The organism is Pseudomonas sp. PvP100 (genome assembly GCF_017833055.1).
GTDB lineage: Bacteria > Pseudomonadota > Gammaproteobacteria > Pseudomonadales > Pseudomonadaceae > Aquipseudomonas > Aquipseudomonas syringae.
The window spans coordinates 4,794,618-4,814,249 of the sequence record NZ_JAFIBO010000001.1; the positions used below are offsets into that span (position 1 = coordinate 4,794,618).

A 19,632-nucleotide genomic window follows, 5' to 3' on the forward strand; every position below is an offset into this window, starting at 1 on the left:
CGCCGGGCAGGAGCGTGGAAATGCGTTGGGGTACTTATTTTGCTGTGCTGGCGTCCGTACTGGGCGTCGGTCTGGCAATGGGCGTCAGCATGCCGCTGGTTTCATTGCGGCTGGCAGGCTGGGGCTATGGCTCGTTTGCCATTGGCATCATGGCGGCGATGCCTGCGGTGGGCGTGCTGCTCGGCGCGGCGCTGGCCAGTCGTCTGGCGGCGCGCTTCGGCACGGCCAATCTCATGCGTCTGTGCCTGTGGGCCGGGGCGGTTTCGGTCGGCGCGCTGGCGCTGCTGCCGTATTACTGGATCTGGCTGGTCTTGCGCCTGACGCTTGGGGTGATTCTGACCATCGTCTTCGTGCTGGGTGAAAGCTGGATCAATCAGTTGGTCATCGAGCGCCTGCGCGGGCGTCTGGTGGCGCTGTATGGCAGCACCTACGCATTGAGCCAGCTGGCAGGTCCGCTGCTGCTGGGCGTGATCGGCACCCAGGGCGACTATGGTTTCTGGATTGGTGTAGCGCTGCTGGTCGGCTCACCGTTTCTGCTGCTGGGGCGTACCGGCGCGCCGTCGACCGAATCCTGCAATGTGACGTTTGCCGATCTGTCCGGCTTCTGTCGCGGCATGCCTGCCATCGCCTGGGCGGTCGCGCTGTTTGCTGCGTTCGAAGCGCTGATCCTCACCCTGTTGCCGCTTTATTGCATACGCCACGGCTTCACCCCGGAAATCGCCCTGATCATGGTCAGCGTTGTGGTGGTGGGTGATGCGCTGCTGCAACTGCCGATAGGCATGCTCGCCGACCGCATTTCACGTCGCGCGATGTTCACCGGCTGCGCCGCCTTGCTGCTGGCGTCCAGTCTGCTGGTGCCATTGCTGATCGACACTGTTCTGATCTGGCCGCTGTGGACCGTCTTCGGTGCCAGTGCCGGCGGGCTGTTTACCCTGTCGCTGATTCTGATCGGCGAACGCTATCGCGATGACTCGCTGGTCCGCGCCAACGCGCATGTTGCTCAACTGTGGGGCATCGGCTGTCTGCTCGGCCCGTTGATAGCCGGCGCGGGCAGCCAGTGGGTCAGCGGTGAGGCCTTGCCGCTGATGATGGCTGCAGGTGCCTTGGGCCTGTTTATACTGATCCGGCGACGCGGGGCGTTCGGGGATGCGCAGGCTGCGCCCGTTTAAAGCATTCTTTCCAGGCCGATGGCGCGGCTCATCCATGCGTTGAAACGTCGCCACCAGTCGCCCGGTTCGGTATGCAGGGTGTGGATCTGGCCGTTGTCTTCGGTTACCCACACCACTTTGCCGTCCTCCAGCCGCGCTTCGTAGGTGAGCGACGGGGCCATGCCCTGCAAGGTCAGTTCGCGCAGTTGTTCGGCCAGTTGCGGGCTGTCGACCAATACGCCCACTTCGGTATTCCACAGCACAGAGCGCGGGTCGAAGTTGAATGAGCCGACAAAGACTTTCTGTCGATCGAAGATCATCGCCTTGCTGTGCAGGCTTGATTCGGAACTGACCAGAGAATGGCTTTTCTTGAACAGATGCGGACCGCTGCCGCGCATCGTCTCGGTATCGCCAGGCTGCCGGCGCAGCTCGAACAGCTTCACGCCATGCTCCAGCAGTGCCTTGCGGTACGGCGCATAGCCGCCATGCACGGCAGGCACGTCGGTGGCTTCCAGAGAGTTGGTCAGCAGGCTGACATTGACGCCGGCATCGGCCCGGCCGGTCAGGTACAGCAAGCCTTCCTGGCCGGGTACAAAGTAGGCCGAGATCAGCATCAGTTCCTTGTGAGTGTTCAGCAGTTCAGGCGCCAGTTGCGTGGTCAGCAGCAGGTGCGGATCAGGCTCGCCCTGCGCCAGTACCTTGGTCGGTGCGTCCCACAGCGCCTGGTTGTATGCCCAGACCAGTTCGTTGAGCCAGGTTTTCATGCGCGGCTGGGTCTTGTAGGCCATCAGTCGCTCGTACAGCGCCTTGTGCTGCTGGTGCGCCTGCTCCAGAGAGTCATCCAGCTTGCGCCGGGCCTCGGCCAGATCCTCGCCGTCGGGCAGGAAATAGATGAATTCACCTATAGGCTTGCTGAGCGTGCTGTTCCAGTACTGGTCGAAGCTGTGGCCGAGTTGTTCGGCCACCGGCCCCACGCTGAGCATGTCGATATCGGTGAAGTTCAGGTTCGGCTCGGCATCGAAGTATTCATCGCCCAGGTTGCGCCCGCCGACGATGGCCACACTGCTGTCGGCCAGCCATAGTTTGTTGTGCATGCGCCGGTGCTGGCGCGACAGGTTCATCAGGCGCCCGAGGCTGCGGGTGATGCCGGTCTCGCGCCCCAGGTTTTGCGGATTGAACAGGCGAACCTGGATGTTCGGGTGAGCGGCGAGGGTGGCGATGGCCTGATCCAGACCGTCGCTGGTGGTGTCGTCCAGCAGGATGCGCACACGAACGCCACGGTCTGCCGCCTTGAGCAGCTCATCGATCAGGGCGCGCGTGCTCAGGCCGTCGTGGACGATGTAATACTGCAGATCAAGGCTGCTTTTGGCGTTGCGGATCAATTCGGCGCGAGCCTTGAAAGCGTCACTGCTGTCAGGCAGCAGACGAAAGCCCGAACGCCCTTCGTGAGGCATGGCCATGGCCTGGATCGAGCGGCCGAACGCGGAGCCTGAAGACGGCATGGCCTGGCTTGGCTCACTGGCGACCTGTTGATGCGCACAACCGCTGACGCACAACGCAACCAGCAAGCAAAAGGGCAAGGCCCATGAGTTATTCAAATTGATCTTCCGCGTCTGGACATGGCTCGACTTGGCGATATGACCGGCAAAACCGGGAAAGATTTGCCCGCATCAGTCAGTTTGCGCATTCAGTAGGGCAATTGTCTCGCCCACGATACGCACAGCATTCTCGATTTCGCGGTTGGGTTTGGCCGCGAAGTTCATGCGCATGCAGTTACGGTACTTGCCCGATGCCGAAAAGATACTCCCCACCGCGATCTGCACACCCTTGCCCAGCAAGGCGCGGTTCAGGCGCAGGGTGTCGAAACCTTCGGCCAGTTCCACCCACAGCATGAAGCCGCCTTGTGGCCGGCTGGCGCGGGTGCCCTCGGGGAAGTAGCGCATCACCCAGTCGATCATCTGGTCTCGGCTGCGCTGGTATTGGCTACGCATGCGTCGCACGTGAGGCTCGTAATGGCCGCCTTCGATGAAATCGGCGATGGCCAATTGCGGCTGCGGGGCGGTCGAGCCGGTGCCGATGTATTTCATGTGCAGCACCTGCTCCAGATAACGGCCCGGCGCTACCCAGCCGATCCGCAGCCCCGGTGCCAATGTCTTGGAGAACGAGCTGCACAGCAGGACGCGACCGTCCTCGTCGAAGGATTTGATGGTGCGCGGGCGAGGGTAGTTATAGGCCAGGTCGCCATACACATCATCCTCGATGATCGCCACGTCGAAGCGCTGCGCCAGGGTCAGCAGTGCCCGCTTGCGTGCTTCGGGCATGACATAACCCAGCGGGTTGTTGCAGTTGGGCGTCAGCTGAATGACCTTGATCGGCCATTGCTCCAGCGCCAGTTCCAGCGCTTCGAGGCTGATGCCGGTCAACGGGTCGGTAGGGATTTCCATGGCTTTCATGCCCACGCCCTTTAGCGTCTGCATGGCGCCGAAGAAGCTTGGCGAGTCCACCGCCACGATGTCCCCCGGCGAGCAGATGGCCCGGACACTGGCTGACAGGGCTTCATGACAGCCATTGGTGACGATCAGGTCATTGGCGGTCAGGTTGCAGCCCGAGTCGAGCATCAGCCTGGCAATCTGCTCGCGCAGCCTGCGCACGCCATAGATGTTGTCGTAATACAGGCCCGGCATGTCCTGATGGCGACTCAACTGACTCAGCGCGCGCATCAGCGGCTTCAGGGTCGGGCTGGTGACATCCGGCATGCCGCGCCCCAGTTGCGTAACGGCTTCAAGGGGCGCCACGCGAATCAGGTCCAGCACTTGATCCCATTGAGAGATATCCACAGGCCGCTGCACAGGCCTGCCGACCGCTGGCAGCGCAGGGGCTTTTCGGCTGGCCGAGACGAAATAGCCGGATTTGGGTTTCGGCGCGGCCAGGCCATTATCTTCCAGCACCCGATACGCCTGCTGCACGGTACTCAGGCTGACACCATGTTCGACGCTCAATGCACGTACCGAGGGCAGGCGGTCGCCGGGGCGATAGAAGCCGTTTTCAATGCGCGAGCCGAGCAGTTCGGCGAGGTTGACGTAAAGCGTCATGGCGTACTCTCAGGAAGTAGGCTGCGGTAAAGCAATACAGATTGGCCGGAAATATAGCATTCAGTAGCGTTTTTGAATCATCTGTATGGAAAATATAAAAGACTTTTGAATCTATATTGGTTTTGCCGTTCGCTTCATCATGAACCCCACACCCACCCAGGATGAGGGAACAGGACATGAACGGGTTCAGCGATGTGCGCCTTACGCTTCACAGCCATGAATTGAATGAGTATCGGCCAGCGGCGGTCAGAACGGTCCGCTCGAACAAGGCCGATCTGTTGTCAGGCATGGGGCGCTGGGCACTGTATCGCCACCGCTGGTTGTCACGCCGTACCTTGCTGACACTGACCGACGATCAGTTGCGCGACATCGGCCTGGATTTCCGCCAGGCGCGGGTCGAGGCCATGAAGCCGTTCTGGAGGCCCTGAGCCTTTAGCGCAGCTCTTTGAGGCGGTGCCAGAGCATGCCCAATGCCAGCAGAGGCGAGCGCAAGTGCTTGCCGCCGGGAAAGGTCATGTGCGGCACTTTGGCGAACAACTCGAAACCATCGCTGTGTTGCCCGGCGATGGCTTCGGCCAGCAGCCGCCCCGCCAGATGCGTGGCATTCAGACCGTGGCCCGAATAGGCCTGGGCATAAAACACGTTGGGGTGTTGCTTGAGCCGGCCTATCTGCGGCAGGCGATTGGCGCCGATGCCGATCATCCCGCCCCACTGGTAATCAATCTTCACGGCGGCCAGTTGCGGGAACACATCGAGCATCTTCGGTCGCATGTACGCGGCAATGTCCTGAGGGTCACGCCCCGAGTAATGGCAGGCACCGCCGAACAGCAGGCGGCGGTCGGCAGACAGCCTGTAGTAATCCACCGTCACCCGCTGATCGCAGACCGCCATGTCCTGCGGCAACACTTCACGGGCCTGCGCTTCGCTCAACGGCTCGGTGGCGATGATGTAGCTGCCGGCAGGCAACACCTTGCCGCTGATTTCCGGATTCAAGTCATAGAGGTAGGCGTTGCAACCCAGCACCAGGGTCTGCGCCTGCACCGAACCGGCAGCCGTTTGCACCCTGACCTGCGGGCCGTAGTCGATTTTCGTGACCGCTGAATGTTCGAACAGCCGTACGCCGAGCGACTGCGCCACAGCCGCTTCTCCCAAGGCCAGGTTCAACGGATGCAAATGCCCCGAGCCCATGTCGATCAGGCCGCCGACATAGCGCGAGGAGCCCACCACGCTGTGCATCTCTTCGGGCTGCAGCAACTGCAGTGCATGGCGATAACCCAGGCTGCGCAACGCTTCTGCGTCTTCGGCAAGGCTGTGCAGGTCGCGCGGTTTGTTGGCCAGATCGCAATAACCCCACTTCAGGTCGCAATCGATAGCATGCCGTTCGATGCGCTGACGCACGATCTCGACGGCCTCGATGCCCAGCAGCTTGAGCTGCCGCACGCCTTCGCTGCCGATGACATTGGCGAACTGTTCGAGACCATGACCGACCCCGCGAATCAGCTGGCCGCCATTGCGTCCGCTGGCCCCCCAACCGATCTTGCGCGCTTCGAGCAGCGCAACGCTGAACCCGCGCTCGGCCAGTTCGATGGCGGTATTGAGGCCCGAGAATCCACCGCCTACCACGCACACATCCACCTTCAACTCACCTTGCAGCGCAGGATGATCCGCTTGCGCATGACTGCTGGCGGCGTAATAGGAGGCAACGTGCTGATCGTGACGTGGCGGGTGCTGAACGCGGGCGTTCATGAGCGTGTCCTGTTGGCGGCGGATGGCGTGTCGGGAGGATAAGCCGCTGTCATGAGCCTGCCAACTGGGGCAAACTCTCGGCATTGTGTAGGAATGGTCGATTCAATGAGCTGCAACCGTCAAAAAATAGCAGATCTGCGTCGCCAGATCCCCTCGTTCGAATGTGTGCCTGGCTGCCACGACTGCTGCGGCCCGGTGACCACGTCGCCCGAAGAGATGTCGCGGCTGCCGCGCAAGACGGCCGCCGAACAGGACGCCGCGCTGGATGAACTCAATTGCGTACACCTTGGCCCGCAAGGCTGCACAGTGTATGACGAACGCCCACTGATCTGCCGCCTGTTCGGTACCACCGCGAGCCTGCCCTGCCCGAATGGCCGTCGCCCGGTCGAGTTGATCCATCCACGGGTCGAAAAGCAGATTCATGAGTATATGGCCTCGACCCGGCAAGTCCTGGTATAGCGAGCAATCAGTCGGGAATCGGCAGACTCAGGCTCTCTTTGACTTCCTCCATAACGATGTAGCTCTTGGACTCACGTACGTGCGGCAGTTTGAGCAGGATATCGCCCAGCAGTTTGCGGTAGGACGCCATTTCGGAAATCCGCGCCTTGACCAGATAGTCAAAGTCGCCTGACACCAGATGGCACTCCAGCACATGAGGAAGCTTCAGCACGGCACGGCGGAATTCTTCGAAGGTGTCGCCAGACTTGTAGTCCAGGCTGATCTCCACGAATACCAGCAGGCTGGCCTTGAGGCTTTGCGGGTTCAGTCGGGCGGTGTAGCCCATGATGATCCCCTCGCGTTCAAGCCTGCGCACCCGCTCTGTACAGGGCGTGGTAGACAGGCCGACCCGTTCGCCAAGCTCGGTGAACGAGATGCGCCCGTCGGCCTGTAGGATGCGCAGAATGTTGCGATCTATCTTGTCCAGTTCACGATTTGACTGGTGTTGAGTGCGCACGGGTTATTTCCCCTCTAGCAAAGCGTTTATCGCCGCGAATAAACACTAAATATAGACTTTTATACAGTGAGAAGCACTGCCAATTGCTCAATATACTGCGCACATCCTTGCTTAAAACTTCGAATTATCAGCGGATATCCGCGATGAGGTCATCGACATGCGCGTTCTGGTCCTGGGTAGTGGCGTCATCGGTACAACCAGTGCTTATTATCTGGCGCGTGCCGGTTTCCAGGTGACCGTCGTTGACCGTCAGCCTGCTGCTGCCATGGAGACCAGTTTTGCCAATGCCGGCCAGGTTTCTCCGGGCTATGCCTCGCCATGGGCTGCGCCGGGTGTTCCCCTCAAAGCGCTCAAATGGCTGCTGCAGCGTCACGCGCCTTTGGCGATCAAGGCAACAGCGGATATCGATCAGTACCTGTGGATGGCTCAAATGCTGCGCAACTGCACGGCCAGCCGTTATGCCATCAATAAAGAGCGCATGGTACGCCTGTCCGAATACAGCCGCGATTGCCTGGATGAACTGCGCCTCGAGACCGGCATTGCCTACGAAGGGCGCAGCCTGGGCACCACACAGTTGTTCCGTACCCAGGCCCAATTGGATAACGCTGCCAAGGACATCGCCGTGCTCGAGCAGTCCGGTGTGCCCTATGAACTGCTGGACCGCGAAGGCATTGCCCGGGTCGAGCCCGCATTGGCCGGCGTGACCGGCATCCTCAGTGGCGCGTTGCGCCTGCCCAACGACCAGACGGGTGACTGTCAGCTGTTCACCACGCGCCTGGCGGAAATGGCCGTGGCGTTGGGAGTCGAGTTCCGCTACGGGCAAAACATCGAACGCCTCGATCACGCAGGCGACAGCATCAATGGCGTTTGGATCGACGGCAAGCTCGAGACCGCTGATCGTTACGTGCTGGCGCTGGGCAGTTACTCGCCGCAGTTGCTCAAGCCGCTGGGCATCAAGGCGCCGGTCTATCCGCTGAAGGGCTACTCGCTGACCGTGCCGATCACCAACCCGGACATGGCGCCGACTTCGACCATTCTCGATGAAACCTATAAAGTCGCGATCACCCGTTTCGACAACCGGATCCGCGTCGGCGGCATGGCGGAAATCGCCGGTTTTGACCTGTCGCTCAATCCGCGTCGACGCGAAACACTGGAGATGATCGTCGGTGACCTCTATCCTCAGGGCGGCGACCTGACCCAGGCCGATTTCTGGACCGGGTTGCGTCCGACCACGCCCGACGGCACACCGATTGTGGGTGCAACACCGTTCCGTAACCTGTTCCTCAATACCGGCCATGGCACTCTGGGCTGGACGATGGCGTGTGGTTCCGGTCGTTTGCTGGCAGACCTCATCGCCCGCAAGACACCCCGTATCAGTGCTGAAGGCCTTGATATCTCTCGTTACGGCAACACTCAGGAGAATGCACAGCATGTCCATCCAGCGCCAGCTCACCAATGAGCGCATGAGTCAGGTCGTTGTCCACAATGGCACCGTCTATCTGTCGGGCCAGGTCGGCAATGACATGACTGCGGGTGTCGAGCAGCAGACCCGAGAGGTTCTGAACAGCATCGAGCGCCTGCTCGACCTGGCCGGCACCGACAAGACGCGTATCCTGTCGGTCACCATTTACCTGAAAGACATCGACGCCGACTTCGCAGGCATGAACAGCGTCTGGGACAAATGGCTGCCAAAGGGTTTCGCGCCTGCACGCGCAACGGTCGAGGCCAAGCTGTGCGAGCCGGAAATCCTCGTTGAACTGTCGGTGGTTGCCGCGCTGCCCTGACCCTTTTTGCCCGGCGCGTCCCCGCGTCGGGTTGATCTTCCCCTTCCATCCTTTCAGGCAAGTAAACGTCATCATGCGTCCAGCCCGCGCCTTTATCGATCTTCAGGCACTGCGTCACAACTACCAATTGGCCCGTGAAAACAGCGGCGGCAAAGCGCTCGCCGTCGTCAAGGCCGATGCCTACGGTCACGGCGCGGTGCGCGTCGCTCAGGCACTGGAGTCACAGGCCGACGGTTTTGCAGTGGCCTGCATCGAAGAGGCGCTAGAGCTGCGTGCGGCAGGTATCCGTGCGCCTGTCCTGCTGCTCGAAGGTTTTTTCGAGGCCGACGAGCTGGCGCTGATTGTCGAGCATGACCTGTGGACCGTTGTACATGCGACCTGGCAACTGGAAGCTATCGAGCAGGCGCGCCTGGGCAAGCCGATAACGGTGTGGCTCAAGCTCGACACCGGCATGCACCGGGTCGGCCTGCATCCTCACGAGTACCAGGCGGGTTATCAGCGTCTGCTGGCAACCGGCAAAGTAGCGAGAATCGTGCTGATGAGCCACTTCTCCCGCGCCGATGAGCTGAACAGCGGCTGCAGTGATGAACAGCTCGCGGTATTCGAGACCTTTCGCAAGGGGCTGGCAGCAGAAACCAGTCTGAAAAACTCCCCGGCGGTGCTGGGCTGGCCACAGATCCCCAGCGACTGGTCGCGCCCGGGCATCATGCTCTACGGTGCCACGCCGTTTGATCAGGTGCACCCGCTGGCGGATCGCTTGCAACCGGTGATGACCCTGGAATCGAAGATCATCAGCGTGCGTGAACTGCCCGCTGGTGAGCCCGTGGGCTATGGCGCGACATTTGTCTGTGACCGGCCGTCGCGTATCGGTGTAGTGGCGATGGGGTATGCCGACGGCTATCCGCGTCACGCGCCGACCGGCACGCCCGTGCAGATCGACGGCCAGCCATCCAGGCTGCTCGGACGCGTGTCCATGGACATGCTCTGCGTCGACCTCACCGATGTGCCGCAGGCCGGGCTCGGCAGCCGTGTCGAGCTGTGGGGCAAGCAGGTGCTCGCCAGTGAAGTCGCCCAGCGCGCAGAAACCATCCCCTACGAAATCTTCTGCAATCTGCGTCGCGTTCCGCGCATCTATTCCGAAGACTGATTCAGTTCCCTGTGCTCCAAACCGCAGTGGGTCAGGTGTCTGTCGAAGTGTTGTAAATATCGAACGCTGTTGCCATGATGGCGTTCAGACCGACTAGACCTGACAAAACCTGGGGGAATATCGCATTGGACGTGGGTGAACGACTGCAATCGATTCGCAAGCTCAAAGGCTTGTCCCAGCGTGAACTCGCCAAGCGCGCCGGTGTGACCAACAGCACCATCTCCATGATCGAAAAAAACAGCGTCAGCCCCTCGATCAGTTCGCTGCGCAAGGTGCTCGGCGGCATCCCCATGTCCATGGTCGAATTTTTTTCGGAAGAATCCGTGCCCGAAAACGCGGCTCAAGTGGTGTACAAGGCCAGCGAGCTGATTGATATATCGGACGGTGCCGTGACCATGAAGCTGGTCGGCAAATCGCATCAGGGCCGTGCCATTGCCTTTCTCACCGAGACCTACCCACCGGGTGCCGATACCGGCGAAGAAATGCTCGTTCACGAAGGTGAAGAGACCGGCATCCTCGTCGAGGGGCGGCTGGAGCTGGTGGTCGGGCTGGATACCTACGTGCTCGAAGCAGGTGACAGCTATTATTTCGAAAGCACCCGGCCGCATCGCTTTCGTAACCCGTTCGATGTCCCGGCACGATTGATCAGTGCGGCCACCCCGGCCAATTTCTGACCTGTCCCCTTACGATGAGTGACGCGTGAAACTGACCTGGAAGATTCTGAGCAGCGCAGGCGTTCTGACGTTGTGGGCGTTTAATGTGCAAGCCGCCGATAGCGCCCGAGCCCCTGACGACATCATCGCGGCGCATTGCGTCGCCTGTCACAGCGTCGGCCTGCTCAACGCGCCGAAGATCGGTGACACGGCGGCCTGGGAACAGCGCGCCCAGCAAAAAGGCGGCCTTGATGGACTGCTGGCCAGCACCATCAAAGGCCTCGGCATCATGCCCGCGAAAGGCACCTGCGGCGATTGCACAAACGACGAACTGAAGAGCGCCATCCAGAGCATGTCCGGGCTGAAGTGAGGTGCACCCTCGTTCCCGTGCCTGAGCGCCCGGCGCTGTGCATACGTTTTGTGGGAGCGAGCCGGGCGACGCTTCGCTTGCTCGCGAAGATGATGTTTAGATCGATGCATTTTTGGCGATAGTACACGCCCTTTTCGCGAACAAAGTTCGCTCCTACGCCCTTTGGGCAGAAGCCTGGAAGCCTTTTGTTCCGGGCGTTCCAGGGATTGTGTATAACGATGATGCTCTGCGTGGCGAGCATGCAGCACTTTGACGTTGTCGTCGGTCCAACCTGCACCCAATAACAATTCAGGAGAGCTGGGATGCCGTATTCCTGTTCCATCGAGCATGCCGTCGATCACGTTCTTGCGCAGCTACCCGAGCATATCCACCTCGGCATGCCGCTGGGGCTGGGCAAGCCCAACCGGTTTGTCAACGCGTTGTACCAGCGTATCAGCGAGTTGCCCGAACGACGGCTGACGATCTACACCGCGCTGACGCTCGGGCGGCCGACGCCGGGGGAGGGTTTGCAGGCGCGCTTTCTCGAACCGTTTCTGCAGCGCGTCTTCGCTGACTATCCGGAGCTCGATTTCCTTGCTGCACTGCGCCGCGACAAACTCCCTGCCAATATCCGTGTGCAGCAATTTTTCATGCAGCCGGGCAGTTTGCTCAATAGCCAGTCAGCCCAGCAAGACTACGTCAGCAGCAATTACAGCCATGCCGCCCGCGACATCAACGCCAATGGCCTGAATCTGGTCGCGCAACTGGTGGCACGTGACGAGCAGCGTCCAGGCACGTTGAGCCTGAGCTGCAACCCTGACGTGACCCTCGACCTGTTGCCCATGATCGCCAAGCGTCGGGCTGCCGGGGAGACCATTCTGATGCTCGGCCAGGTGCACGCCGACCTGCCTTACATGCCGGGCGACTCGGAGCTGGATGTCGACGCCTTCGATGTGCTGATCGACGAAGACGAGCGCAGTACGCTGTTTTCCACCCCCAATATGCCGGTGGGCTATCAGGACCACCTGATCGGCCTGCACGCCAGCACGCTGGTACGTGACGGCGGCACGTTACAGATCGGCATTGGCTCGATGGGCGATGCACTGACCGGCGCATTGCTGGCCCGCCAGGCCGATAACGAAACCTGGCGGGGCCTGCTGGCCGAGTTGAACATGAGTAACTGGCAGACCCTGATAGATCGGGAGGGCGGCGTTCAGCCGTTCGCCAGCGGCCTTTACGGTTGCAGCGAAATGTTCGTCAACGGCCTGCTGGTACTCGCCGATGCCGGCATCGTGCGGCGCAAGGTGTATGCCGATGCAGAGCTGCAACGGCTGGCCAACATGGGCACGCTGGATGAGGATGCCCATCCTGGTGGCGTGGTCGTGCACGGCGGCTTTTTCCTCGGCCCGCAGAGTTTCTACGCGCGGCTGCGCGAGTTGCCCGCCGAGCGGCTGGCGCAGTTCAACATGACCGCCATCAGCTACATCAACGAGCTTTACGGCCAGGAAGAACTCAAGCGCCTGCAACGCCGCGATGCGCGCTTCATCAACAGTGCGTTTACCGTCACCCTGATGGGCGCGGCAGTGGCTGATCAGCTGGAAGACGGCCGGGTGCTCAGTGGCGTGGGCGGTCAGTACAACTTCGTGGCGCAGGCCCATGCACTGGAAGGCGCCCGTTCGATCCTGATGCTGCGCAGCTGGCGTGAGTCGGGCGGCGAGGTCAGCTCCAACATCGTCTGGCAGTACGGCCACACCACCATCCCCCGACACTTGCGCGACATTGTCGTGACCGAATACGGCATCGCCGATCTGCGCGGGCAGACCGACGCGACGGTGATCGAGCGAATTCTGAATATCACGGACTCGCGGTTTCAATCGGGCCTGATCGAGCAGGCGCAAAAGGCTGGCAAGCTGCCCAAGGACTTCCGTCTCGATCCGCGCTTCACCGACAACACGCCCGAGCGCCTCAAGGACACCGCATCACGCTACCCGTCACTGTTTACCGAGTACCCGCTGGGTTGCGACTTTACCGCCGAGGAGCGCGACCTGCTGAGAGCCTTGAACTGGCTGAAGAGCAAGCTCAAGCTCACTGAAATCCTCGAGCTGGGCAAAGCGACCCTCGACGCTCCGGACCCCGAAGCCTTCCTCGCGCACTTGCAGCGCATGCAGCTCGACGCGCCGCAGGGCTTGCGCGAAGAGTTGTATCAGCGGCTGTTGCTGGCCGGATTGCAGAACAGCACCGGGCTTGCCGGCTAAGAGGCGGGCACTGATCGTTGCCGTTGGCGACGATCGGTGCCCGGTGTCAGGCGCCTAGGTCGTCGCCTTGCGGGTCGCACGCCCGACCGGGCCGGCGCGCTCTTCGATGGCGTGCTGCAGATCCTTGCGCTGGCCCATCAGGAACGCCAGCTCCGCGACCACAAACAACGGGCCGATGATCAGCCCGGTCAGGTCATCAATAAAGGCCGGTTTGCGCCCCTCGTAGTAATGGCCGACGAACTGGATGATCCAGCCAGCCACAAAGAGCCCGACGCCCGCACTCAGCCAGACCATGGTTGCCTGCTGCGCAAGGTTGGCCCCGGCCCAGAGACACAGCGCCAGTAAGGCCGCCATGACGATGCCCAAGGCGCGGTCGAGTCGCAGGTAAAAAATCGTCGAACCCAAGGCCAGCAGCGCCGCCGGTGAAAGCCACAATCCGCTTATATGCCAGCCCGGTCGCGAGAGGAGCACCGCCACGGCCAGCACGATCAGTGGAATACCCACGAAGTGCGTCACGATATTGCGTGAATCACGGTGATAAGCCGCGTATTGGCTGAGATGATCGACAAGGGTTTTCATTATTATTCCTGCCTGAGACGATGGCCGGCTTGAGCCTGATTTCTTGTACAACATGCATGGCTGAAAGAGAAGGGAGCAAAAATGACAAATGGAGTGTCGTGGCGGTCACGATTGCTATCCGATTACTGGTTTTCCCATCTGCCTGCCAATCTGCAGGATAGCCTGCTGGACGCTGCCCGCCAGCGACGCAAGACGCCCGGCCAGCGGCTGTTCGACAAGGGCGATCTGCCGTGCGGTGTTTATGTGCTGCTGGAGGGCAGCGTGCGGATCGGCGGCACCCACGAGCAGCGGCTGCTGACGCACGTGGAATCGACGAGCGCGCCGTGCTGGTTTGGCGAAGTCTCGCTGTTTGACGGGCTGCCGCGCCGTTTCGAAGTCTGTTCGCTGGAACAGAGCATTTTCCTGCACATCCCCCAGCCATTCCTGGCCCGGCTGCTCGACAGGCACCCCGAGTACTGGCGCTGGTTTGCCGCGCTGCTCAGCCAGAAGGTCGGCTTGCCACTGCCGAACCCCGAGAAAATGCGTAGCCTGCCGCCGCGTGCGCGAGTTGCCTGGCGCCTGTTGCTGCTTAGCGAGGGGTATGGCCCGTTGAGCCAGGCACGACGCCTGATTGCGCTGGATGACATTCAGGCGGCGGAGCGTCTCGCGCTTGCCTCGCCGGCCTTGCTGGAAGTGCTCCAGGACCTGCATGAGCGCAGGATCGTACGCTTGGGAGAAGGGCACCTGGAAGTGTTCGATGTGGACAAGCTGCGCAGGGTGGCGAACTTTTCCAGAGCCAGGGCTGTGTGCTGATCAGCGATCATCATCGAGCCTGGAAACATCCGGTAACGGCTCCGTTGTCGCTTCGATTGAGATAGCAAATGGGATTCACTACCATTTCGCCTCATTTGCGAACGCGAGATACCCCGATGCAGGCAAGCAAGCGTCTTCTGGCTGCTCTGACACTGACTTTACTGGGCAGCACCGCTCAGGCTGCCGATGAAGTGGTGGTGTATTCGTCCAGAATCGACGAGCTGATCAAGCCGGTATTCGATGCGTACACGGCCAGTACCGGGGTGAAGATCAAATTCATCACCGACAAGGAAGCGCCGCTGATGCAGCGCATCAAGGCCGAGGGCCAGAATGCCACCGCCGACCTGTTGCTGACGGTCGATGCGGGCAACCTCTGGCAGGCCGAGCAGATGGGTATCCTGCAGCCGTTCACCTCGCCTGTGATCGAAGCCAACATTCCGCCGCAGTATCGCTCGTCGACCCACGGCTGGACCGGTCTGAGCCTTCGCGCGCGCACCATCGCCTACTCCACCGACCGGGTGAAGCCTGCCGAGCTGAGCACCTACGAGGCGCTGGCCGACAAGAACTGGGAAGGCCGCTTGTGCCTGCGTACCGCGAAGAAGGTCTACAACCAGTCGCTGACCGCTACGCTGATCGAAACCCACGGCGCCGAAGCGTCGGAAAAAATCCTCAAGGGCTGGGTCAACAACCTGTCCACCGACGTGTTCTCCGATGACATCGCGGTGCTTGAGGCGATCAATGCCGGGCAATGCGACGTGGGCATCGTCAATTCCTATTACTACGGTCGCCTGCATAAGGAAAAACCCGATCTGGCGGTGAAGCTGTTCTGGCCGAACCAGGCTGATCGCGGTGTGCACGTCAACCTGTCGGGTATCGGTCTGACCAAGTACGCCCCGCACCCCGAAGCGGCCAAGGCGCTGGTCGAGTGGATGACCGGCCCCGAGGCGCAGAAGATTTTCTCCAGCGTCAATCAGGAGTTCCCGGCCAATCCGAAGGTGGCGCCTTCAGAAGAAGTGGCGAGCTGGGGGCAGTTCAAGGCCGACACCCTCCCGGTCGAAGTGGCAGGCAAGCGTCAGGCAGAAGCGATACGCATGATGGATCGCGCGGGCTGGAATTGATTTAATACCCAAGTGCCTGACTCTCGTTGATACGCTTCGCGCTCATTGCACAAATCTTGAATAGCCCGAAAAGCGTGGCTTTCAGGCTTCTGCCCGCAGGGCGTAGGAGCGGACTTGTCCGCGAAGCCGTCAGTTCAGATAGAGCATTTTCTGAGAATGTACCGGCCTTTTCGCGGACAAGTCCGCTCCTACGGCTTTCAGCCAGAATCAGAAGCAGGCCTGTGCACCCCTCTTGACCCCCCTCATTTCGAGAACCTCCTTGGCCCATCCTGTGCAACGCCGCTGGTACCCCCTGGTCTTTGCCATCGCTGCGCTGGTCGTGCTGCCGCTGAGCGTTCTGCTGCTGTCGTGGGAGACGGTTGACCAGCAGATATGGTCGCACCTGCTCGAAACCCAGATGACGCGTCTGCTGGGCAATACGCTGATCCTGGTGCTGGGTGTCGGCGTGGGCGTGACGCTGCTGGGGGTAAGCCTGGCGTGGCTCACCAGCCTGTGTGAATTCCCCGGTCGCCGCTGGCTGGACTGGGCGCTGATGCTGCCTTTCGCGATCCCCGCCTATGTGCTGGCGTTCGTGTTTGTCGGGCTGTTGGATTTTTCCGGCCCGGTGCAGACCCTGATGCGCGAATGGTTCGGCTCCGGTCTGCGTCTGCCTCGGGTGCGTTCCACCGGTGGGGTGATCATCGTCCTGGTGTTGGTTTTCTACCCCTACGTCTACCTGTTGGCGCGCACGGCGTTTCTGGCGCAGGGCAAGGGCCTGATGGAAGCTGCGCGAGTGCTGGGCAACACGCCCCTGCAAGCGTTCTGGCGCGTGGCGCTGCCAATGGCGCGTCCGGCCATCGGCGCGGGGGTGGCGCTGGCGCTGATGGAGACCCTGGCCGACTTTGGCGCGGTGTCGGTGTTCAACTTCGACACGTTCACCACTGCCATCTACAAGACCTGGTACGGCTTCTTCAGCCTGTCCAGCGCCGCGCAACTGGCCAGCCTGCTGCTGTTGGCCGTGCTGGTGCTGCTGTACGGCGAACGCCGCGCCCGGGGTGCAAGCCGACCGGCCAACGAGCGTCCGCGTGGCGCTGCGCTTTACCGGTTACGCGGCATCAAGGCATTGGCCGCAAGCTTCTGGTGTGGGCTGGTGTTTCTCTGTGCTTTCGTGGTGCCGATGCTGCAATTGATCGTCTGGGTCTGGCAGCGTGGCCGCTTCGATCTGGATGAGCGCTACACCGGGCTGATTCTGCACACGCTCTATCTGGGCGGCATGGCGGCGTTGATCACCGTCAGTGTGGCGCTGATTCTGGCGTTTGCCCGACGTATGGCGCCCACGCCTGCGATCCGCTCCGGCGTCAGCTTGGCCAACCTGGGCTACGCATTGCCAGGCTCGGTACTGGCGGTTTCATTCATGCTGGCGTTCAGTTACCTGGACCGCGAACTGGTCATTCCGCTGTCCGGCTGGTTGGGCGGCGCAGGCAAGCCTTTGCTGCTCGGTAGCCTCTCGGCCTTGCTGCTGGCGTATCTGGTGCGCTTCATCGCCGTCGCCTTCGGTCCGCTGGAACACAGCCTGTCGCGTATCCGCCCGTCATTGCCTGAAGCCGCGCGCAGCCTGGGGGTCAGCGGGCCAAAGTTGTTTCTCAACGTGTATCTGCCGTTGCTGGTGCCAGGGGCGCTGAGCGCGGCGCTGCTGGTGTTCGTCGATGTGCTCAAGGAAATGCCGGCAACCCTGCTCATGCGTCCGTTTGGCTGGGATACGCTGGCGGTACGCATCTTCGAAATGACCAGCGAGGGCGAGTGGGCACGGGCTGCGTTGCCAGCTTTGTCGCTGGTGCTTGTAGGATTATTACCTGTCATTGGGCTGATTCGTCGCTCTGCCCGTCAGATTGGCTAGGTGCGGGGGCCTCACCTTGCGGCTACAATGCGCCGCAATTGGTGCGGTCTGTCAGATAATTCGGTCAGCTGTTACGTGCTGCAAACTCCGGTTTATTGGGGGGCTTGCCGATCTCGTCTGCCCGCACCTTCGCCACGCCCGGAAGGAGAAACCCATGGGACAGCGTACCCCCCTGTTCGACCTGCACCTCGCCCTTGGCGCGAAAATGGTCGATTTTGGTGGCTGGGACATGCCGTTGCATTACGGATCGCAGGTCGAGGAACACCATCAGGTGCGTCGCGACTGTGGGGTCTTCGATGTCTCTCACATGAACGTGATCGATGTGCTCGGCGTTCAGGCCCGAGTCTGGCTGCGCCGTCTGCTGGCCAACGATGTAGACAAGCTCAAAACCCCTGGTCGTGCCTTGTACAGCGCCATGCTGGACGAGAGCGGCGGGGTGATCGATGACATGATCGTCTACCTCACGCCGGAAGGTTATCGGCTGGTCGTCAATGCGGCGACCGGCGTCAAGGACCTGGCCTGGATGCAGGCGCAACTGGACGACTTCGACGTGCAACTGGTCGAGCGCAGTGAAATGGCAATGCTTGCCATTCAAGGCCCCAAGGCCAGAACCCGTATTGCCGAGCTGGTTTCAAGCGCCCGCGCCGAGCTGATCCACCAGCTCAAGCCGTTCGAAGGGCTTGATGACGGTGACTGGTTTATCGCGCGCACCGGCTATACCGGTGAGGACGGCCTGGAGATCATGCTGCCTGCCGAAGAGGCCCAAAGCTTTTTCAATGAATTGGTCGGCGCGGGTATTTCCCCGATCGGCCTGGGCGCTCGCGACACGCTGCGCCTCGAGGCCGGCATGAACCTGTATGGCCAGGACATCGGTGAACATGTTTCGCCCTTGGCCTCGAATATGGCCTGGAGCATCGCCTGGGAGCCTGCCGACCGTGATTTTATCGGTCGCAAGGCGCTGGAGAGCGAACGTGCTGAAGGAACCGCCTTCAAACTCGTCGGATTGGTGCTCGAAGAGCGCGGCGTTTTACGGGCGCATCAGGTGGTACGTGTCGCAGAAATTGGCGAAGGAGAGATCACCAGTGGTAGTTTCTCTCCTACGTTGAGCAAATCCATTGCACTGGCTCGCGTTCCGATGGCGACCGCTGACCGGGCCGAGGTGGAAATCCGCGGCAAATGGTACCCGGTGCGGGTGGTGCAGCCTGCGTTCGTGCGCCATGGCAAAACCTTGATCTAACCTAATGGCGGGTTTTCCGCTGACCCGATGTTGAGGATGACTAAATGAGCAATATTCCCGCCGAGCTGCGTTTCGCCGAAAGTCATGAATGGGCACGTCTGGAGTCAGACGGCACCGTGACTGTCGGCATCTCGGACCATGCACAGGAAGCACTGGGCGATGTGGTCTTCGTCGAACTGCCGGAAGTCGGCAAGGTGTTCGCTGCCGGTGACACCGCCGGTGTTGTCGAGTCGGTCAAGGCCGCTTCGGATATCTACTCGCCGGTTGCGGGTGAGGTGATCAAAGTCAACACAGCGCTGGGCGATTCGCCCGAGTCGCTTAACAGCGAGCCGTACAGCGCCTGGATCTTCAAGCTCAAGCCAAGCGACGCCGAAGGCGATCTGGCCAAGCTGCTGGATCCAGCCGGGTACAAGAGCGCTATCGGCGAATAACCGATTACCGCTCACAAAAATGCCGCTCATGGAGCGGCATTTTTTATGCGCGAAGCTAATCGGCAAGACTTACTGGTTTTCAGCGACCAGGTTTTTATCCAGGATCGCGTTGGCCAGTTCCATGTCGGTGGCTTTCAGGCCTGGATTGTCTTTGCGTACCTGCTCGATGGCCGCTTCCAGGAACGGACCGCGGATGCCACCGTCGCTGGCGACGAAGCTGCCTGCGTCGTCCTGGGCGGCAACGATCAGTTTGTGATCCTTGAAGGTCAGGTAAGTCGAGCCGGTGGTTGCACCGGAAGACAGCACATTACGCCAGAAGGTGTCAGCCATCGCTGAACCCATTGGGATGGAAAGCAAGGCGACGGTGGCGACAGCGAACTTGAGACGCATGATGAATTACTCCAGCTGTGGTTGTTCTGAGGGGTTGGATAGCCAAAGCCACGAACTAGTTCAATCAAGGTGTACCGCAT

Annotated in this window: 20 protein-coding genes; 14 read left to right on the top strand and 6 right to left on the bottom strand. The window is 61.0% G+C overall.

What is annotated here, in order from left to right; all coding sequences use genetic code 11:
- Positions 1 to 20: 20 nt before the first annotated feature.
- Positions 21 to 1,169 carry an MFS transporter gene (locus JOE39_RS20735; RefSeq protein ID WP_122220035.1) on the top strand — a complete coding sequence of 383 codons (1,149 nt, stop codon included), beginning with the start codon at positions 21 to 23 and terminating at the stop codon, positions 1,167 to 1,169.
- Here JOE39_RS20735 and JOE39_RS20740 read toward each other — a convergent pair.
- Together JOE39_RS20740 and JOE39_RS20745 are read right to left on the bottom strand one after the other, a co-directional pair.
- On the bottom strand, positions 1,166 to 2,746 hold the full coding sequence (locus JOE39_RS20740) for a phospholipase D family protein (protein ID WP_210078329.1): 1,581 nt from the start codon (positions 2,744 to 2,746) through the stop codon (positions 1,166 to 1,168). The genes JOE39_RS20735 and JOE39_RS20740 overlap by 4 nt on opposite strands.
- A gap of 72 nt (positions 2,747 to 2,818) precedes the next feature.
- On the bottom strand, positions 2,819 to 4,240 hold the full coding sequence (locus JOE39_RS20745) for a PLP-dependent aminotransferase family protein (protein WP_024692047.1): 1,422 nt from the start codon (positions 4,238 to 4,240) through the stop codon (positions 2,819 to 2,821).
- A 176-nt stretch (positions 4,241 to 4,416) separates the two neighbouring features.
- Here JOE39_RS20745 and JOE39_RS20750 point away from each other — a divergent pair, with 176 nt between their 5' ends.
- On the top strand, positions 4,417 to 4,668 hold the full coding sequence (locus tag JOE39_RS20750; RefSeq protein WP_057445055.1) for a DUF1127 domain-containing protein: 252 nt from the start codon (positions 4,417 to 4,419) through the stop codon (positions 4,666 to 4,668).
- A gap of 4 nt (positions 4,669 to 4,672) precedes the next feature.
- On the opposite strand, the gene JOE39_RS20755 is transcribed toward JOE39_RS20750, so the two are convergent.
- Positions 4,673 to 5,986 carry an FAD-binding oxidoreductase gene (locus tag JOE39_RS20755; protein WP_003392577.1) on the bottom strand — a complete coding sequence of 438 codons (1,314 nt, stop codon included), beginning with the start codon at positions 5,984 to 5,986 and terminating at the stop codon, positions 4,673 to 4,675.
- Between the two features lie 105 nt (positions 5,987 to 6,091).
- On the opposite strand from JOE39_RS20755, the gene JOE39_RS20760 reads away from it, so the two are divergent.
- Positions 6,092 to 6,445 carry a YkgJ family cysteine cluster protein gene (locus tag JOE39_RS20760; RefSeq protein WP_003314010.1) on the top strand — a complete coding sequence of 118 codons (354 nt, stop codon included), beginning with the start codon at positions 6,092 to 6,094 and terminating at the stop codon, positions 6,443 to 6,445.
- Positions 6,446 to 6,452: 7 nt separating this feature from the next.
- Here the strand turns inward: JOE39_RS20760 and dadR are convergent, their stop codons facing one another.
- A complete protein-coding gene (gene dadR, locus JOE39_RS20765) occupies positions 6,453 to 6,941 on the bottom strand; it encodes a transcriptional regulator DadR (RefSeq protein WP_003425946.1) in 489 nt (162 codons plus the stop codon).
- A gap of 157 nt (positions 6,942 to 7,098) precedes the next feature.
- On the opposite strand from dadR, the gene dadA reads away from it, so the two are divergent.
- The 6 genes from dadA to JOE39_RS20795 all read left to right on the top strand — a co-directional run bounded on the left by dadA (position 7,099) and on the right by JOE39_RS20795 (position 13,129).
- Positions 7,099 to 8,400, top strand: coding sequence for a D-amino acid dehydrogenase (gene dadA, locus JOE39_RS20770; protein WP_003392572.1), 1,302 nt, complete (start codon positions 7,099 to 7,101; stop codon positions 8,398 to 8,400).
- Positions 8,372 to 8,725, top strand: coding sequence for a RidA family protein (locus tag JOE39_RS20775; protein ID WP_003392569.1), 354 nt, complete (start codon positions 8,372 to 8,374; stop codon positions 8,723 to 8,725). Before dadA ends, JOE39_RS20775 begins: the two co-directional genes overlap by 29 nt.
- 73 nt (positions 8,726 to 8,798) lie before the next feature.
- The gene (gene alr, locus JOE39_RS20780; protein WP_057445053.1) at positions 8,799 to 9,872 is read left to right on the top strand and encodes an alanine racemase; all 1,074 of its coding nucleotides are present in this window, start codon (positions 8,799 to 8,801) and stop codon (positions 9,870 to 9,872) included.
- A gap of 125 nt (positions 9,873 to 9,997) precedes the next feature.
- Positions 9,998 to 10,546: a cupin domain-containing protein gene (locus JOE39_RS20785; protein WP_003314015.1), complete on the top strand. Its 549-nt coding sequence runs from the start codon at positions 9,998 to 10,000 to the stop codon at positions 10,544 to 10,546.
- 25 nt (positions 10,547 to 10,571) lie between these two features.
- A complete protein-coding gene (locus tag JOE39_RS20790; protein WP_003392562.1) occupies positions 10,572 to 10,895 on the top strand; it encodes a c-type cytochrome in 324 nt (107 codons plus the stop codon).
- A 302-nt stretch (positions 10,896 to 11,197) separates the two neighbouring features.
- The gene (locus JOE39_RS20795) at positions 11,198 to 13,129 is read left to right on the top strand and encodes an acetyl-CoA hydrolase/transferase C-terminal domain-containing protein (RefSeq protein ID WP_003392560.1); all 1,932 of its coding nucleotides are present in this window, start codon (positions 11,198 to 11,200) and stop codon (positions 13,127 to 13,129) included.
- A gap of 54 nt (positions 13,130 to 13,183) precedes the next feature.
- Here the strand turns inward: JOE39_RS20795 and JOE39_RS20800 are convergent, their stop codons facing one another.
- Positions 13,184 to 13,708 carry an Mpo1-like protein gene (locus JOE39_RS20800; protein ID WP_003392558.1) on the bottom strand — a complete coding sequence of 175 codons (525 nt, stop codon included), beginning with the start codon at positions 13,706 to 13,708 and terminating at the stop codon, positions 13,184 to 13,186.
- A gap of 81 nt (positions 13,709 to 13,789) precedes the next feature.
- Here JOE39_RS20800 and JOE39_RS20805 point away from each other — a divergent pair, with 81 nt between their 5' ends.
- The 5 genes from JOE39_RS20805 (at position 13,790) to gcvH (ending at position 19,162) form a co-directional block, all read left to right on the top strand.
- The gene (locus JOE39_RS20805) at positions 13,790 to 14,500 is read left to right on the top strand and encodes a Crp/Fnr family transcriptional regulator (RefSeq protein WP_057445051.1); all 711 of its coding nucleotides are present in this window, start codon (positions 13,790 to 13,792) and stop codon (positions 14,498 to 14,500) included.
- 116 nt (positions 14,501 to 14,616) lie between these two features.
- Entirely contained in the window at positions 14,617 to 15,618 is a 1,002-nt protein-coding gene (locus JOE39_RS20810; RefSeq protein WP_003392555.1) for an extracellular solute-binding protein, read from the top strand.
- Positions 15,619 to 15,877: 259 nt separating this feature from the next.
- Complete coding sequence (locus JOE39_RS20815; RefSeq protein ID WP_003392553.1) at positions 15,878 to 17,494, top strand: iron ABC transporter permease; 1,617 nt, start codon at positions 15,878 to 15,880, stop codon at positions 17,492 to 17,494.
- A gap of 154 nt (positions 17,495 to 17,648) precedes the next feature.
- Positions 17,649 to 18,731 (top strand): glycine cleavage system aminomethyltransferase GcvT, encoded by a 1,083-nt coding sequence (gene gcvT / locus JOE39_RS20820; protein WP_017278613.1) that lies wholly within the window; start codon positions 17,649 to 17,651, stop codon positions 18,729 to 18,731.
- A 44-nt stretch (positions 18,732 to 18,775) separates the two neighbouring features.
- Positions 18,776 to 19,162 carry a glycine cleavage system protein GcvH gene (gcvH, locus tag JOE39_RS20825; RefSeq protein ID WP_003392547.1) on the top strand — a complete coding sequence of 129 codons (387 nt, stop codon included), beginning with the start codon at positions 18,776 to 18,778 and terminating at the stop codon, positions 19,160 to 19,162.
- A gap of 69 nt (positions 19,163 to 19,231) precedes the next feature.
- Here the strand turns inward: gcvH and JOE39_RS20830 are convergent, their stop codons facing one another.
- The gene (locus tag JOE39_RS20830; protein WP_002551535.1) at positions 19,232 to 19,552 is read right to left on the bottom strand and encodes a DUF2388 domain-containing protein; all 321 of its coding nucleotides are present in this window, start codon (positions 19,550 to 19,552) and stop codon (positions 19,232 to 19,234) included.
- Between the last annotated feature and the right edge of the window lie 80 nt (positions 19,553 to 19,632).

What these genes read in the sequence shown, in the direction of transcription:
- JOE39_RS20810 (WP_003392555.1), top strand. Translation starts at nt 14,617, where the DNA reads ATGCAGGCAAGCAAGCGTCTTCTGGCTGCTCTGACACTGACTTTACTG.
- JOE39_RS20755 (WP_003392577.1), bottom strand. Translation starts at nt 5,986, where the DNA reads ATGAACGCCCGCGTTCAGCACCCGCCACGTCACGATCAGCACGTTGCC.
- JOE39_RS20760 (WP_003314010.1), top strand. Translation starts at nt 6,092, where the DNA reads ATGAGCTGCAACCGTCAAAAAATAGCAGATCTGCGTCGCCAGATCCCC.
- JOE39_RS20805 (WP_057445051.1), top strand. Translation starts at nt 13,790, where the DNA reads ATGACAAATGGAGTGTCGTGGCGGTCACGATTGCTATCCGATTACTGG.
- JOE39_RS20795 (WP_003392560.1), top strand. Translation starts at nt 11,198, where the DNA reads ATGCCGTATTCCTGTTCCATCGAGCATGCCGTCGATCACGTTCTTGCG.
- gcvH (WP_003392547.1), top strand. Translation starts at nt 18,776, where the DNA reads ATGAGCAATATTCCCGCCGAGCTGCGTTTCGCCGAAAGTCATGAATGG.
- alr (WP_057445053.1), top strand. Translation starts at nt 8,799, where the DNA reads ATGCGTCCAGCCCGCGCCTTTATCGATCTTCAGGCACTGCGTCACAAC.
- JOE39_RS20800 (WP_003392558.1), bottom strand. Translation starts at nt 13,708, where the DNA reads ATGAAAACCCTTGTCGATCATCTCAGCCAATACGCGGCTTATCACCGT.
- JOE39_RS20775 (WP_003392569.1), top strand. Translation starts at nt 8,372, where the DNA reads ATGTCCATCCAGCGCCAGCTCACCAATGAGCGCATGAGTCAGGTCGTT.
- JOE39_RS20735 (WP_122220035.1), top strand. Translation starts at nt 21, where the DNA reads ATGCGTTGGGGTACTTATTTTGCTGTGCTGGCGTCCGTACTGGGCGTC.
- JOE39_RS20750 (WP_057445055.1), top strand. Translation starts at nt 4,417, where the DNA reads ATGAACGGGTTCAGCGATGTGCGCCTTACGCTTCACAGCCATGAATTG.
- JOE39_RS20830 (WP_002551535.1), bottom strand. Translation starts at nt 19,552, where the DNA reads ATGCGTCTCAAGTTCGCTGTCGCCACCGTCGCCTTGCTTTCCATCCCA.
- dadA (WP_003392572.1), top strand. Translation starts at nt 7,099, where the DNA reads ATGCGCGTTCTGGTCCTGGGTAGTGGCGTCATCGGTACAACCAGTGCT.
- gcvT (WP_017278613.1), top strand. Translation starts at nt 17,649, where the DNA reads ATGGGACAGCGTACCCCCCTGTTCGACCTGCACCTCGCCCTTGGCGCG.
- JOE39_RS20745 (WP_024692047.1), bottom strand. Translation starts at nt 4,240, where the DNA reads ATGACGCTTTACGTCAACCTCGCCGAACTGCTCGGCTCGCGCATTGAA.